This window comes from Paenibacillus sp. TSM33 (assembly GCF_056099025.1).
Genome location: NZ_JBLZXB010000057.1, coordinates 1 through 292 on the forward strand (window position 1 = coordinate 1; position 292 = coordinate 292).

Below are 292 nucleotides of genomic sequence, written 5' to 3' on the forward strand. Positions count from 1 at the left end.
GGGTAGATGATTGGGGTGAAGTCGTAACAAGGTAGCCGTATCGGAAGGTGCGGCTGGATCACCTCCTTTCTATGGAGAATCGTTTCCTGCGATGGAAACATTCAAATATGAAGCATAAGCTTCAAAATTACTCACTCGTTGCTCAGTTTTGAGAGTTCAAACTCTCGAATTGCACCTTGAAAACTGGATACCGAAACGAAATTGCGTTTTAGAATATTCCTTTAAGCTGATCTTGTGTAAACAAGAGAAATAAAGGTAGCATATATCGACATTTTCTTTCTGTGAAAGAAAA

General features: G+C 39.4%; 1 rRNA gene. It reads left to right on the forward strand.

Annotation, left to right across the window (positions count from 1 at the left end):
- Positions 1–69: ribosomal RNA gene (locus ACN6NF_RS25870) — 16S ribosomal RNA — on the forward strand; the annotation flags it as partial.
- Positions 70–292: the final 223 nt, after the last annotated feature.